This window comes from Mucilaginibacter metallidurans (assembly GCF_003286435.2).
Taxonomy (GTDB): Bacteria; Bacteroidota; Bacteroidia; order Sphingobacteriales; family Sphingobacteriaceae; genus Mucilaginibacter; species Mucilaginibacter gossypii.
In genome coordinates this window covers 1,141,273-1,156,411 of the sequence record NZ_CP043449.1, presented here as the reverse complement: position 1 = coordinate 1,156,411, position 15,139 = coordinate 1,141,273, and the positions used below count along the sequence as shown (strand labels likewise).

Genomic DNA, 15,139 nt, shown 5'->3' with positions numbered 1-15,139 from the left:
GACTTAAGACCCAAGACTTTGAACTTACGACTTAGAACTTCAGACTTTAAACAATGAACATCAAAATAACCGAATGCCCGCGCGATGCCATGCAGGGTATTCATGGTTTTATCCCTACCGAAGTAAAAGCCGAATATATCAACCTGCTTTTACAGGTAGGTTTTGATACGATAGATTTTGGGAGTTTTGTATCACCTAAAGCTATCCCACAGTTACAAGACACGGCTGAGGTATTAAAGAAACTCGAACTAAGCAATACCAAATCAAAACTGCTGGCTATTATTGCTAACTACCGGGGTGCCGAAGATGCAGTGAAACATGGTGAGATCGCCTATTTGGGTTATCCCTTCTCCATCTCCGAAACCTTCCAGCTTCGCAATACCAATACCACTATAGCACAAGCTTTTGAAAATGTGCAGCGTATAAATGAGCTGTGCGGTAAAAATGGCAAACAGTTATTGGTATATCTCTCTATGGGTTTTGGTAATCCCTATGGCGACGAGTGGAATACCGGCATCATCGAGCACTGGGCTGAAAAAATAACAGCCGAAGGAATAAAGAATATTGCCCTGGCTGATACCATAGGTATTGCAGATGCGGCGCAGATCGGCAGCATTTATCCTAATCTTTGTCGGTTATTCCCCGACGCTGAGTTTGGCATTCATCTTCATTCCACACCCGATTCCTGGCAACCTAAGATAACAGCAGCCTATGAAAGCGGTTGCAAGCGTTTTGACACTGCACTAAAAGGATATGGGGGCTGCCCAATGGCCAAAGACGATCTCACAGGCAACATTGCCACCGAAAACCTGATAAGTTATCTTAAAACACAAAGTGAGCCCACAGGGCTTAATATGGATAAATTTACGGAAGCGATGGATTACTCAGGAAGGGTGTTTGTCTGAATCAAAATTTCCAGGATTTAAGAATTTTCAGAATATTAGCTTGCAATAATATAAGCGAAGCTAATTCTGTTAATTTAAAAATTCTGTAAATTCTGATTCAAACAGTTATCTACGCCGCAGCATGCTTAGCGGCCTTAGCTGCCTTATTTTTCACCACCCTGTCAAAGTTCTCCATTACCAATACAGCCGCACCAATTAACTCAGCATCAAATCCAAGTTCAGATACCAATAGTTCGGTACCGCCTGCCAGGCGCGGGATACAGTACTTGTGAAGGGCTTGTTGTATCGGGGCCATCAGTATCTTGGCAACTTTAGCTCCGCGACCACTTAATACAATGATGGCGGGGTTCATGATGTGGATAAGAATAGCCAGGGCCTTCCCTATTTTATAACCCGCATCCGATAATAGTTCAATCGCAAACTGGTCACCGTTATTGGCAGCCTCTATCAGGGCATCTCCCATTAGTTTGGAGTGATCTTCCTCATTATATTTTAAGCTGGTTACACGGCCTTTTTTGATACCTGCTATGGCTTTTTGAGCAACTACCAATAATGATGCTTCGGCTTCCAGGCAGCCACGTTTACCGCATTCGCAAAGGGAACCATCTTCCGATAGCGGGATATGGCTTAGCTCGCCCGCAAAACCGTTGTGGCCGCGGAACAGTTTTCCATTTACGATCATCCCCAGGCCAATACCCCAGCCCAGGTTTATTACCATAACTTCCTGCTGTGATTTGGCAATACCAAATTTTTGTTCGGCAAGGGCTATCAGGCTCGAATCATTATCGATATAAGTGGCGATGCCTGTTTTGGAAGTAAGATAGGCCGTTAAGCTTTGCCCGCCGGCATCAAGGTAAGTGTAATTGATACCCTCGGTAATATTGATGAAGCCGGGCATACCGATGCCTATTCCGGCAATCTTATCTTTAGGGATCGCACTGTGTGTTATGTAGTTATTAATCTGCTCAACCAGCGTGGGCAACGCCTCTGGGTTATTGAGCAGTTTAAGCTCAAAGGTGAGCATATCGGCAACGGGATTATTCAGCAGATCAAACATCTGGATGCGGGCGGTGAGCTGATCGAGCGCTATAGCTAAAATATGCATAGCACTTGACTTTACCGAATACATTAACGGGCGACGGCCGCCGCTTGAAGGAGCATAACCCTGTTCAACCACAAAACCCTCGTGCATTAATTCGTTTATGGCTTTGGCTATGGAAGGGATACTTTTATCAAACAACTCGCTCAATCCCGCGCAGGACATGGCCTTATTAAAATAAAGCCTTTTAATGATCATATTTTTTAACTGGCTGCCCTTTACCCCTTTATTCGTAAGTTCCATCAACAATTATTATAGTTTGGTTTATAACAGGCAACACCTTAGTGTTCTGAATTTTATAAAATTAAAAATAAAGTTATTAAGTACAACTGTAAATATTACAGTAAACCTGTTGTAAGTACATGGACACCATTAATGTACCTTTTGCCTACAACGCACAAAAATATCTATTATATTCGTGTACGATATAAAATATGCGAAAGTTTTGATTAAAACTTGCCATCCCGGCTATTTGAACCCAATAATTTACTACGGCAGCAGCCAAAACCGCCACCCGTTCCAGTATTCATCATACTGCGAGTTAAAATCTTTTAAATGCCGCGATAATGGTAAACCGTATGAAACAGCAAAAGCGTTATACATTGGCTCATCGCTGAAATTAACAACACCTTTGGTTCTTAAGTTATAAACTTTATACCCCGAATCAACCGACATGCAAAGGTTATCGCCTTTTAAAAGATAAGTATCCACATGGATTTGTTCACTTTTCCCTTTAGGCACAAAATAAGCAAACTGGTCGCTCTCCTCCATAGCTTCTCCATGCCCCAAAGGAATCCGGGATTCATCGCCGAGGCCATGATTGCCATGATAGGTAAAGGAAAACACGATCAGCGATATACTGACAATTTTATAAACTGCAAATACCCTGAACCATTTAAAGCCGGTATACTTTTTTTGTGTTTTTAAAAACAGCTCCCATAAAAACCAGACTACCGGGGTATAAAGCAACCCAAGAATGGATGATTTAATTACAACAAACAATAAATGGAACAGCGTAGTCATAAGGTGGTTTAATCTCTTTCAATTTGCATAAACATCCAGCGCTGCCCCTCCAGGTCGGCAGCACGATAGCGGGTGCCGGGGAAACCATATTCCAATTCACTTAATATCGTTGCACCTTTACTTTTAGCAGTTCTGTAATGCTGTTCAACATCATCGACGTACACCAAAACCCCATTGATAATATAAGGTACAGCGCTCCATTTAGCAGCGATATCACAATTCTGGGCATGATGTACCGGGCTTTGATAATGGGACGTAGGCTCAGCCAGCATAACCAGGCTTTCGCCCATTTTGAGCTCTCCGTGAGCAAGGCGACCGGCTTCATCCGTCATCCGCATGTTTTGGGTAAATCCAAACACATTGCATAACCAGTTCATAGCCGCGATGCCATCTTCATAAGCAAGCATAGGGATTATTTGCTGGTTATTGTTCATCGGTTTACCTCTGGCTGTTGGCAGCACTAAAGGTAAACTATTGCGATCTATTTATCAAAGCCGCTTATTTTTCTTCCAGTTGCTTTTTTAGCTTAGCTATTTCATACTCCAATTTAAGCACATATTCATTTTGCGGGGCGAAGGCTTCTTTAATTTCATCAACGGTATACCGGGGAGTGATGTGCTGCGGACAATTCCAGTCGAATGCTTTAACATCGAAAATAAGCATTCTTTCAGGCGTATGTTTGTACTCAGCGGGATCAATCAGGTCAAATAATTCGGGATTGTCGGCAAGTTCAACAACACGGGCATCTGCATAGATCTTGAGCCTTGTTTTATGCGGATAATCCATCAAAAATAAAGACACCTGCGGATGTTCCATTACGTTACCAACCGAAATGTACTGTTTGTTGCCCCTGAAATCGACCACGCCAAGCGTATGGTTATCTATCACTTTAATAAAACCGGCCGGCCCTCCCCTGTGCTGAATATATGGATAGCCGTTTTCGCCTATACTGGCCATATAAAAGCTGTCGCGGCTTTCAATAAACATTTGTTCAGGTTCGGAAATGCCATCTTTATCAGCCATGAGGCTTTCCATACGGGCATAACTACTACGGCTGCCATATTTTTCCTGCAGCTTTTTAACACCATCGGTAAAAGCAAAACGTGCAAAGTTCATGATGTAAACAATTTAAAGATAAATACTTATGCCCGCCCTGCAGTGCAGGGCGGGCATAAGGGTGTAAACTATAATTATAAATCAGGGATATTATTTAACCAGTTCAGGAATAGCAGGCCAGTCAACAGGCACCTGGGTCAAGGCGTATACATAGTTGGTAATTGTTTTATCGCCCACTGCTACGGCTACGTCAATCAGGTTAGCTTGTGTATAACCGGCAGCGTAAAAGTTTTCAACCAGTTGATGATCGGCATGGCCTTTATTTTCGGTAATTGATTTAGCTACCTTAACTAAAGCATCAATTTTTGCATCGAACGAAGCTGAACCGCCACGGATCTCAACGATCTGGTCATCATTAAACCCATTCATTTTAGCAATGGCAGTGTGTGCAGCAGAACAATAAGCACAATCATTTACCTGGCTTACGATAAGGTTTACGGCTTCTTTTTCTTTAGCACGTAATGACGTTTTACCGTTTGAAAGGGTTATATAGTTAGCCAGCGCATGATCTGAAGTTGCAAAAACTGCAAACAGGTTTGGCACGCGGCCTACTACTTTTGTTAATGTATCAAATATAGCCTGATTTTCTGGAGTAACTTGTTCTCTTGTTGGAATTGCGAAAGTTTTCATTTTTGTAATGTTAATTTTTGTTGTTTTGAATTAACAATACAAAGGTGGCAACTTTAGCCCCCCTGCGGAATGGGCAAATTTCCCGGGTACTTGTAATTATTTCCCTTCGGCAACTAAAACCTTATTATTTCTGAAATCGGTTGGTGAAAATGAGGTGTGTTTTTTAAAGAAGTTGCTAAAATAAGCTGCGTCATCAAAACCCAATTCATAAGTAATTTCCTTGGCCGATTTATCAGTATAATACAACAGGCGCTTCGCCTCAATAATTAAACGCTCTTGTATCACCTGTAAAGGCGCCTTATGGTTATAAAGGGCAAACAGGTTGGAAAGCGTTTTAGGCGATTTATTTAACTGCTGCGCATAATAAGCCACGGTATGGTGTTCACGGTAATTATTCTCTACCAACAAATTAAACTTACGAATGGTACCAAATTTTTCATCGGCCAAAACTTCACGAGGCCCGCTGTGCGCCTTGGCAAGGCGGGTTACGATAATAATAAGCCGCTTCAGCAGCATCCTGAGCATATCTATCTGGATATTATCTGCCGTTTCAAACTCTTCTATAAAAATATCCAACAGGCGTTGCAGTTTAAACTGCATGGCTTCGTCAAGGGTAACAAAAACCTGGTCGGAGCTACCATAAAACAGGAAGCCCACGCAGCTTACTTCTTCGTCATGATCAACAATGCAATAAAAATCGCGGTTAAACTGCCAGGCTACTATATCTTCAGGCCGCTCAAAGCGGAACGACTGGTTAACCATTAACGGCAGAATGGTGTTGGGCAGAAAATCATAATCCACCTCATCAATGGTTACAATTTGCTTTTCGCCACGGTTCCAGGCTATGGTAAGGTATTTATGCTGACGATCGTGGGTAAAAAACATCCTGTCGAAATGCTTTTCATTGATAAGCAGCAGCAGATCGCCGCCTGTAGATTGTTCTGTAGCTGATAGTTTCATTTTGCGCAAACGCAAAGATATTTAAAAGTGATAATTAAGTATTTACAGCCATCGGTTTATCACATCCCGATGACCAAACGTGCTGAACATTGGTCATAAGTAAAGCATTGTCAAACTTGGCTGAACCCTTCGGAAAAATACTTTCATCTTCAAAAAAACTTGATTTAACAGCACTCACTTCAAGCGCCTGTACTTTCCAGTTATCGGTATATAACACTAACCCTTCATACTTATTGCCATCGGGTGAATATCCGGTTGCCCGGCCTTAAAGAAATCAGAAGCTACATCAAGCGTCCCGAATATCGAATCCGGATTGAGTTGATCAGCAACTTTTGCATCCACACTAATCACCGTTCCGTCCGAACCGGTGAAAGCCACGTGATATTGGTCGTCGTGCTCATTAACATCAAATTTGGCCTGGTGATGTCTGCCGGGGAATACCCTGCCACCTGCAATCGTATTAAATAAGGACGAGGTATCCCGTCGAGGTATATAAACTCCTTCTTTCAATTCCCCGTTTTCCTCCCATTGTACGGCTATTCGATGTGCGCCATTTTCCGAACCTACGCCTAAAAAAGCAGGCATACCTTTAGGGCGAACCTGCTTAAGCCTGATCAAACAGATCCCTGCTATAGCTTTGCCGTTAACAAGCTTGGGATTAAAGGGCGGCGGCACTATTTTTTTTGCTATGTCCGCATCCGCGGTAAAGTTCACCAATATGCGCCTGTCAATTATGCCGGTAATTTTCGGAATCTTCATATGATAAATTTATAATGATTTTTCAGCGTTCGGATAACCCAGGACAAATTATACTGTCAAATTTGCTCCTCTTCTATTCACAGTACATTAACAACCGCTTAACATACTTCATCAAACATTCATTCAAAAAAAAGATATTGCAATCTAATTGCCTTCTAATATCAAAGGCGATTACCCTACTAATTTAAGAATGGCGATTACCCAATTTCTCGACCGGCATCAGGATGCTGTGCAAGTTGCTTTATATGCTTTTATTATCTGCTCACTGTGGCTGATGGAAATTTGTATTGCCTCAGACATAATTTCCGTAAAAAAACGCTGGCAGCACAATAAAACCAACCTGCTGTTCATTTTCACCGCTCTCCCTATCCAGCTACTACTTACAACCATTGTTTTGATCATACTCGGTTGGACCAATACACATCATTGGGGATTGATCAATTACATACCCGGTCATCACAATAAGTGGGTTTATTACATCAGCCTTTTCATGCTGCTTGACCTTTGCGAATACGTTTATCACGTGGTAATGCACAAAATAGATCCCCTTTGGAAATTTCACCTCGTACATCACAGTGATCTTCACGTCGACGTTTCAACCACAGTACGTGAACATCCCGGCGAAACCTGTGTGCGCACCTGTTGCTTAATGCTTTGGGTATTTATTTGCGGCCCGACAATTGGCGTTTTGGTATTAAGGCAAACCTTTCAATCATTATTTAATATCCTGGCCCATACCGAGTTCAGGTTACCACAACGTGTTAACAAAATTATTGGCCTGATTTTTATAACGCCTAACCTGCACCATGTACACCATCATTATCAACTACCACATACCGACCGTAATTATGGTGATGTATTAAGCATCTGGGACAGGCTTTTTGGTACCTTTGGAGAACTTGAACAGGAAGATATCCGCTTTGGCATTGATACCCATATGGATAAAGAAAGAACCGGCAAGTTTGTGAACATTCTTAAAATACCATTTCAAAAGCTGGAACGGCCGCAAAAGTAAAAGCACTTAGCATTTTATTCCATTTCGTTCCACTTAGCAGCTATCTGAACCCAGTCTGGCTCTGCCTCCACCTCACGTGTGTCGAGCATCAACACATCTCCCGCATCAGTGGAACAATGCAGCGCATACCAAAGGGCATCGCCTAAGCCTTCGTTATGCCAGGTGGTCATGATATCCTCAATTGGTAAATGCCCTTCAAGCACACCTACCTTACGGAGAACGATTATTTCATCTATATAATCATGTAAAAGTTCGCCATAGCTACCAGTGCAACAGACATAATATACATCGTGATCTATCGCTTTACAGGCTATATCTTCAAAAGCTGCTTTGTCTTTTTTATCGATTCCAACAACCTGTACCCATTTTTCGCCGGGAATATTTTTCGCCCAATTCATATCCGGACTGTATGCCTGATAATACAGTTTCCGGTTATTGATTATTGCTACTTCATTCATAACCTGCTACCGAGAATTACACCTACTTCCCATCCTCTCCAAAATCTTCCATTACACCAAAATATTCTTCCCATTCCGGGTCGTCAATAACCGTGATATTAATCGGGAGTTCATCAAATTCGGATAAGGCATCGTTTAACCTGTCGCCAGCTTCCTCAATATCTGTGGTATACCAGGCCCACCAGCGTTCGTTTTCGCCGGTAAATACAAAGGCCAGTATACTTTGATGACCATCTTCAAGCAGATCGACTAAAGCATCCTCTACCTGTTCCATCAGCAACATTTCATCAGCCGAAGGCAACAATGACGGATCAAATGATTCATAGTTCCACGTTACATCCATCCGCTGCAGATAAACACCGGTTTCAAAAAAGTTTGATAAATTGGGTCTGTAGCGGACCAGCAACGGAATATCATCGTCGGATACGGCTTCAACCGATACCCAGGTATCGTCTAAGATCATAGGTTGTATTTTAGGCTGAAGTTATGAAAAAAATCGGGGAAGAAATACTTGAAATCATTGCAAACTAACGATATTCTTTAAAAACCGTTACAAAGCTTCAAACGCTTCGTAACGGTTGATATATTGACGTGTTTATAGTTGATTTATTGCACCTCAAATTCCTTCTTAAGTTTAATATCAACTGATGAACTACCTATCATAACCTCAAATTTACCGGGTTCTACAGTCCAGTTCATATTTTTATCAAGCAGGGCCAAATCATCAGGGTGCAGGGTAAACTGCACTGTTTTCTTCTCGCCGGGATTTAGCGTAATGCGATCAAAGCCACGCAGATCGTACTCGTAAGTAGTAACGCTGCTCACCTCATCCTTAAGGTAAAGCTGCACCACATCATCGCCTTTGCGCTGCCCGGTGTTGGTTACATCAACGCTAACCTGTATAAGTCCCTGAGAATTGCCTTTTTCGGGCGATACCTGCAGGTTGCTGTACTCAAATGTGGTGTAGCTTAACCCGTAACCATAAGGATACAAAGCTCCTTTCACACTGGTTTTGCCCCAGCTGTTCTGTCCGCCCTGCTCTGCCTGTGACGATGGTTTAAAAGGGAAGTTATATTCCAGTTGTCCTGTAGTTTTAGGGAACGTGATGGGTAACCTGCCGCCCGGATTATTATCGCCAAATAAGGTTTCGGCAATCACCTGCCCGCTTTGTACGCTCGGAAACCAAGCCTCTAAAATGGCCGGCACATATTTATTTTCCCAGTTGATGGTAAGCGGCTGCCCGTTGATCATCACCATTACCACAGGTTTTCCGGTAGCCTGCAAAGCCTGGATCAACTTCAATTGCCTGCCCGGCAGGTTTAAACCCGTACGCGATAAACTTTCGCCAACACGGTCAACATCCTCGCCTACCACAGCAATAACAATATCCGATTGTTTAGCCTGTGCAACTGCCGAATCAATACCGGCCTGCTCCTGGGCGGTTAGCGGTGTTTCAATAATTTCGCTCTCCGGCCAGGTAGCATCAATCATGTCACAGCCTTTAGCATAGCTTACTTTGGCATCGCTGCCTACGTAATTTTTAACACCGTCAAACACGGTAATAACCGGGTTGTGCGAGGGGCCGTACCTGCTCACAGCATAGTTAGTTTCCTTAGCCAGCGGACCAGTTACCAGGATATTAGGATATTTCTTTTTATCCAACGGCAGCAGATTGCCCGCATTTTTCAGCAATACCATCGACTCGCGGTTCATTTTCAGGCTCATGGCTTTATCTGCATCGGTGTGCACTATTTTATCGGCAGCTTTAGGATCTTTAACATAAGGGCTATCAAACAAACCTAACCTGAATTTCACTTTCAATACCTCGCCAACACGGGTATCAATGATCTTCATGGAGATGCGATTTTCTTTGATCAGCTCGCGCAAAGGCATAATAAAGGTTTGCGGCATAGTGAAATTAGTACGCACGTTAAGGCCAGCCTCAACAGCCTGCCTTACAGCTTCTTTGTAATCGGCAGCAACATGATGTTTTGAATAAAGAAACTCAACAGCCTCACTATCGCTTACCACATAGCCATTAAAGCCAAATTGCTGACGTAAAAGCTGCGTAAGGAAGTAATAGCTGCCAGTTATTGGAACGCCGTCCCAATCATTATAACTGCTCATTACCCCCATTGGATGCGCCTCCTGGATCACCCTGCGGAAGGGATACAAATATAGCTGGTGCATTTCGCGCGGAGCGACATGCGGATCGGTACGGGCACTGCCATCACGGCCTCCTTTAGGCACGCTGTACACAGCAAAGTGCTTAAGGGTTGACGCTACGCCGCCTTCCTGGATGCCCAGCACCATCTGCTTGCCCATTTCGGCAATGTGAAAAGGGTCTTCGCCATAACATTCAACCACACGGCCCCAGCGCTGATCGCGGGCGGGGTCAAGTATGGGGGCGTAAACATTGGTATACCCCAAAGCTTTGGCTTCGCGACCAACGGTTTTACCTGCCTGGTATACCAGTTCCTTATCAAAAGTACTGCCTATGGATATTGGCGCCGGCAATGGTGTGGCCCGGTCATGGTTAAGGCCGTGGATACCTTCGTTGGTAAAATCGACAGGGATGCCCAGGCGTGTTTCTTCAACAAACCATTTTTGAATGTTATTAATAGCCGATGCATGTTTACTAAACGGGTATGAATATTGTGTAGGCGCATCATCAGTATGCGAAGTAAGATTATTCAGTTCTTCATCAATATTGGCTATGCCATCTTTCCACACTTCATTTTTCCAGTTAGGAACAGGCATTTCGTCCTTTAACACACGCTTATAACCATAAAGGGTAGCCATTTGGCAGGTTTTCTCTTCAACGGTCATCTGGCTAATTAAATCGGCCACGCGTTTGTCGATTGGTTGTGAAGGATCTTCGAACACATCCATTTTACCGTTCTTGTTAAAATCTATCCAGCCTTTATGATAGATGTTCTTTTGCTGTGCAGAGGCTGCCAGGCTAAAGCTAATAGATAAAGCAGATGCCACAAATACCCGCGGCAGATAGTAGTTAATTCTCATGTGGTTATATTGGAGTTGGAACTTCAAATATATAAACCTGTGTGGGCGCAGCCATGCCCGGAGCTGTATATTTTAACTATATCGTTTGAGTGATGAGGTTTAAACCTGTCACTTGCATAATCACAACCTTTATTTAATACATTTAGTTCTTAAATGAGCTTAAAGCAACTTGTAGCCCTAATTTCACAGGCACTCATCCAGCCTGGCATTTGCGTACCTTCTAATTTTAAGGCTAATCATTTATGACATCTGCCGGAAAGGCCGCGAAAAGCTTTCATAGTATCGGCAGGAAAAAATTCTACGATTCAGATTTAACTATCAACTCCTGCACGATAAAAATGTTTTTAGCCTAATGATAAGGTTTTGTTAAATTTTACCGGCCGGCTAATACTTTAACGCCGTCTTAAAAAAGCCGACAGCCAAGCTGTCCACCTGTAAGTGAATGGCATGCCTGTTAACGGAAGGATCATCGGTAAAATATATCGGAGCTTCCTTTTTTACAGCGTCAATGGCCTCGCCAAGCATTACGTAATGGCCTACCTTACCGGGCAGTTCTGTATATTTTGATTTACCGATTAGCTGATGATAATGCCTGGCATTGGTTTTAACAGGGGCTATGCTATCGCTTTGTGAGCCTACAATATACAAGGCGCCTTTAATATCAGCTACCTGCTCTTTACGGATAAAGCCAAAGCCTAATGCGGGCGATATGGAAAAGAATGCTTTGATTCTTTGATCTTTTAGCGGGGGCACATGTTTGGAGTCGGCAATCATGGAACTATCGTCCAGTAATTTTACTAAGCCCGGAAATTCAGGGATCTCCAGCTCTTTGCGGCCTGTGGTTTTATAATAATTGCGGGCCTGTTCAAAATCGAGCTTTGCACCGGCAAGAGCGATCATGGTGTAGCCTCCAAATGAAAAACCGGTTGCCCCTATTTTTTGCTGATCGATAAGCGGGCCAACTTCGGGGTTATTTAGTAAGGATGTAAGAGCGAAGCTAATATCCAGCGGACGTTCCCATGGCTTAACAAATTCAAGGGGAATTTTATGATCATAGGTATTGCCGTAATGATCGACAGCAGCAACTATACAACCGCTGTTTGCTATGGACTGGGCCAGCCACTCCAAAGTTAACCGGCCGCCGCCCGTACCATGAGAGAGCAGGATAAGCGGCAGTTTATTTGCCGGAAGCTTGCCATTACGGACCGTTGGTTGCCTTAAAAAGGGCGAAAAATGTTTATCTGCAGGTTTTAACGTATCAGCAGTTGGGTACCAGATTTCAGTTACCACCGGACGGTTATTGCGGCTTTCATCTTTAAAATCGAGGGTGCGTTCGCCTAAGTTTTGGGCAATCGCAAGATGGCCTGATAGCAAAATTATAATAATGGTGAAGGCTTGTTTCCACATAATGTTTGGCGTTTATATCACAAAACAAGACATTTAATGAGTCAAAAAGATTGACAATAGTCAATAAATCACTTTTTTGATTTAAGGCGGCTCAGGGTCTCCTGCGAGATGCCAAGGTAATCGGCAACTATTTTATTGGGCAGCCTTTTGATAATTTCGGGCTGGGTTTGCATCAGGATATTGTAACGGGCTTTTGAATCCATAGTAATAAGGCTTTCTATCCGTTGAATTGATGCGATATAATCAAGCTCAAGACCCGTACGGTACATAGTTTCAAAACCGGGGATCTCCTGAAGGAGCAGATCGCGATCTGCATAGCTCAACACCAATAGTTCGGATGGCTCGGGGCTTTGAATAGATGCAACAGAGGGCTCTTTCAATATAAAGCTGGGAAATGCGGTCCCCATGCGCCCCTCAAAAATCAGGAACCGGGTTGATTCGTTGCCCTCATCATCTGTTAAAAACACGCGGAGGCATCCTTTTACCACAAAATATAAATGTTTTGCGATACTCCCCTTTTCAACCAGCACCTCGTTTCGTTTGGTAAAACGGGTTTTAAAACAATTAGCAATCAGCCGCTCATGTTCAGGCGAGAGGGTTAATTTACCTTCAAGATGTTTTTTTAAAGCAGGATGCATAGCGGCAATTTATACACTTAGCATCGGGTTGACAAATTACAGATTATTTTATCCTGTGAAGACTTACGAAGTTTTAGAAACTTCGTAAGTCTGGGTCTACAACATATAAGGGATAAGCACAGTCTGCTGCTAAGTAAGCAGCTTATTATACAAGCTGTAATTTTCGTTATCGAAGCAGACAAATATCACTTTCTCAACTACTTCGTTATCTGCCAAAAAATCTTTAACCGTTTTAACAGCGATTGCCGCAGCCCTGTCCTTTGGAAAATGATAAATGCCCGTACTAATATTAGGAAAAGCTATGATATGTACATCGTTTTCGGCGGCAAGCTTCAAACTATTTAGGTAAGCGGATTGCAACAGTTCATCCTCACCTTTTTTACCGCTATTATAAACAGGGCCAACCGTGTGGATCACGTATTTAGCAGGCAACTTACCGCCGGTTGTAATTACAGCCTGCCCGGTTTTGCAGCCGCCCTGCCGGGCTACTATCTTACGGCAATCTTCCAGGATCTCCGGTCCGCCGGCACGGTGGATAGCACCGTCGACACCGCCGCCGCCCATGAGCGATGTGTTTGCCGCGTTTACAATGGCACCAGCTTTAATTTTTGTGATATCGCCCTGTACCAGTTCAATAGTACCCATAACATTTTAGATTTACAGCTGATAACAAACAGGAAAGTGTTTTGCTTTTAGAAATACAGCTGCACCATTTTGCGCCAGTAACGGGCGCGGTGTGCTTCCTCATGCCAGATATACAAGCTGTTTTGGATACCTTTGCTGGCCAGTACGGTGCTTAGGTATTTATTATCTTCCAAAAATGCGTCCTCCTCGCCGACTGCCAGGATAATTTGAAGGCGTTTGATCTGGTCAATAATTTCGGGGCTATGCAGGTTATTTAAAAACTGGTTGGGCATGTTGAAATACACATTCTCATCGCGGTAGCCATCTAACAGGTCACGGAAATTGCCCATAGCCTGTGTAATGTCATAACGGCCGCTCATACCTACTACCTTCACAAATACCGACGGATGTTTAAACGCTATGTTAACCGCATGATAAGCCCCCATGCTGCAACCCGCCGAAATAATTGAACCGGCGGCGTTAAGTGTTTTCATCAACGGCACCACCTCCTGCAAAATATACTGTTCATAATGCAGGTGCCTTTCCATGCGATGGTAAGGATGACTGAACTCATTATAAAAGCTTTCCCGGTCGATGCTATCCACACAGTAGACCTGTAAATGACCGTCTTCAATTTTACTGCGTAAGGCTTCAATTACTTTCCAGTCTTCATAGTCATAAAACCGGGCTGTACGGGTGGGAAAAAATAAGACAGAGGCGCCCGCATGGCCAAAAACCAGCAATTCCATATTACGCTGAAGCGACGGACTGAACCACTTGTGGTACTCTCTTTTCATCTTTTAAACCGCTGAAAGATGACAAATGCGTGTAAACCCTATATTAAGCTAATTTGATACTTTGCGGCATTCGCTGTAAAACTGCGTTTTTCCACAAGGTGTAACCGGCGCTGCTCAAGTGCAAACCATCTTTATCATAATATTCTCGTATTGGTTTACCAGAAGCATCTATCATCTGATTAAATATATTGATGAACTGCCAGTTTTTATGGCGGTGTATTATCTCGTTTTCAATTAAGCTATTGGTGTACCTGTACTTTTCAACAATAGGCCAGCGGGCAAGGCTTGGCTTAAGCGATATATAATAGCAGGGAATATTACCAAAAAGCCGCTCAACCTCAACAGTGAGCTGCTTAAAAAATATAAAAACTTCCTCGGGATTGCGGCCATCGCCGAGATCATTATCGCCCGCATAAACTACAATGGATTCTGGGTTATAGGAATGCATTATACGTTCAAAAAACCATACGCAAGCAGCCAGTGTAGAACCGCCAAAGCCAAGGTTAACAGGTTGCATGTCATCAAAATCAGCATCAAGCGTATTCCACAAACGAATGGATGAGCTTCCATAAAAAATCACTCGCGGCACATAATCAAGCTTGGTTCGCTTAATTTCCAGCTGCTTCACATCCTCTTCGTACCAGATCATATTCTTTTATAGTAGGGCCGTATTAATTTAAGCGC

General features: G+C 43.2%; 18 protein-coding genes. 2 read left to right on the top strand and 16 right to left on the bottom strand.

Features of this window, described 5'->3' with window-relative positions:
- The first annotated feature begins 53 nt into the window (after positions 1-53).
- Positions 54-905, top strand: coding sequence for a hydroxymethylglutaryl-CoA lyase (locus tag DIU38_RS04980; protein ID WP_112655750.1), 852 nt, complete (start codon positions 54-56; stop codon positions 903-905).
- A 109-nt stretch (positions 906-1,014) separates the two neighbouring features.
- On the opposite strand, the gene DIU38_RS04975 is transcribed toward DIU38_RS04980, so the two are convergent.
- From DIU38_RS04975 to DIU38_RS04945, 8 genes are all read right to left on the bottom strand, one after another.
- On the bottom strand, positions 1,015-2,247 hold the full coding sequence (locus DIU38_RS04975; protein ID WP_112655752.1) for an ROK family protein: 1,233 nt from the start codon (positions 2,245-2,247) through the stop codon (positions 1,015-1,017).
- Positions 2,248-2,493: 246 nt separating this feature from the next.
- On the bottom strand, positions 2,494-3,027 hold the full coding sequence (locus tag DIU38_RS04970; RefSeq protein ID WP_112655754.1) for a hypothetical protein: 534 nt from the start codon (positions 3,025-3,027) through the stop codon (positions 2,494-2,496).
- Between the two features lie 8 nt (positions 3,028-3,035).
- Positions 3,036-3,461, bottom strand: coding sequence for a VOC family protein (locus tag DIU38_RS04965; RefSeq protein ID WP_112655756.1), 426 nt, complete (start codon positions 3,459-3,461; stop codon positions 3,036-3,038).
- A gap of 64 nt (positions 3,462-3,525) precedes the next feature.
- Positions 3,526-4,143 (bottom strand): pyridoxamine 5'-phosphate oxidase family protein, encoded by a 618-nt coding sequence (locus DIU38_RS04960; protein WP_112655758.1) that lies wholly within the window; start codon positions 4,141-4,143, stop codon positions 3,526-3,528.
- 90 nt (positions 4,144-4,233) lie between these two features.
- Positions 4,234-4,773, bottom strand: coding sequence for a carboxymuconolactone decarboxylase family protein (locus DIU38_RS04955; protein ID WP_112655760.1), 540 nt, complete (start codon positions 4,771-4,773; stop codon positions 4,234-4,236).
- A 96-nt stretch (positions 4,774-4,869) separates the two neighbouring features.
- Positions 4,870-5,733 (bottom strand): helix-turn-helix domain-containing protein, encoded by an 864-nt coding sequence (locus DIU38_RS04950; protein ID WP_112655762.1) that lies wholly within the window; start codon positions 5,731-5,733, stop codon positions 4,870-4,872.
- A gap of 34 nt (positions 5,734-5,767) precedes the next feature.
- Positions 5,768-5,950 (bottom strand): hypothetical protein, encoded by a 183-nt coding sequence (locus tag DIU38_RS33795; RefSeq protein WP_243770810.1) that lies wholly within the window; start codon positions 5,948-5,950, stop codon positions 5,768-5,770.
- A complete protein-coding gene (locus DIU38_RS04945) occupies positions 5,950-6,492 on the bottom strand; it encodes a DUF2071 domain-containing protein (RefSeq protein ID WP_243770811.1) in 543 nt (180 codons plus the stop codon). Before DIU38_RS04945 ends, DIU38_RS33795 begins: the two co-directional genes overlap by 1 nt.
- Before the next feature lie 190 nt (positions 6,493-6,682).
- On the opposite strand from DIU38_RS04945, the gene DIU38_RS04940 reads away from it, so the two are divergent.
- Positions 6,683-7,507 (top strand): sterol desaturase family protein, encoded by an 825-nt coding sequence (locus DIU38_RS04940; RefSeq protein WP_112655764.1) that lies wholly within the window; start codon positions 6,683-6,685, stop codon positions 7,505-7,507.
- A 14-nt stretch (positions 7,508-7,521) separates the two neighbouring features.
- Here the strand turns inward: DIU38_RS04940 and DIU38_RS04935 are convergent, their stop codons facing one another.
- The 8 genes from DIU38_RS04935 to DIU38_RS04900 form a co-directional block, all read right to left on the bottom strand.
- Positions 7,522-7,965, bottom strand: a complete 444-nt coding sequence (locus DIU38_RS04935; protein WP_112655766.1) for a DUF7684 family protein — start codon at positions 7,963-7,965, stop codon at positions 7,522-7,524.
- Positions 7,966-7,987: 22 nt separating this feature from the next.
- Positions 7,988-8,428: a DUF695 domain-containing protein gene (locus DIU38_RS04930; RefSeq protein ID WP_112655768.1), complete on the bottom strand. Its 441-nt coding sequence runs from the start codon at positions 8,426-8,428 to the stop codon at positions 7,988-7,990.
- Between the two features lie 143 nt (positions 8,429-8,571).
- Complete coding sequence (locus DIU38_RS04925) at positions 8,572-10,989, bottom strand: glycoside hydrolase family 3 N-terminal domain-containing protein (protein ID WP_112655770.1); 2,418 nt, start codon at positions 10,987-10,989, stop codon at positions 8,572-8,574.
- 384 nt (positions 10,990-11,373) lie between these two features.
- Positions 11,374-12,396: an alpha/beta hydrolase family protein gene (locus DIU38_RS04920; protein ID WP_112655772.1), complete on the bottom strand. Its 1,023-nt coding sequence runs from the start codon at positions 12,394-12,396 to the stop codon at positions 11,374-11,376.
- A 68-nt stretch (positions 12,397-12,464) separates the two neighbouring features.
- On the bottom strand, positions 12,465-13,034 hold the full coding sequence (locus DIU38_RS04915; protein ID WP_112655774.1) for a Crp/Fnr family transcriptional regulator: 570 nt from the start codon (positions 13,032-13,034) through the stop codon (positions 12,465-12,467).
- 129 nt (positions 13,035-13,163) lie between these two features.
- A complete protein-coding gene (locus DIU38_RS04910; protein ID WP_112655776.1) occupies positions 13,164-13,679 on the bottom strand; it encodes an O-acetyl-ADP-ribose deacetylase in 516 nt (171 codons plus the stop codon).
- Positions 13,680-13,726: 47 nt separating this feature from the next.
- A complete protein-coding gene (locus DIU38_RS04905) occupies positions 13,727-14,455 on the bottom strand; it encodes an esterase family protein (protein ID WP_112655778.1) in 729 nt (242 codons plus the stop codon).
- Between the two features lie 43 nt (positions 14,456-14,498).
- Positions 14,499-15,104, bottom strand: coding sequence for a GDSL-type esterase/lipase family protein (locus DIU38_RS04900; protein ID WP_112655780.1), 606 nt, complete (start codon positions 15,102-15,104; stop codon positions 14,499-14,501).
- Between the last annotated feature and the right edge of the window lie 35 nt (positions 15,105-15,139).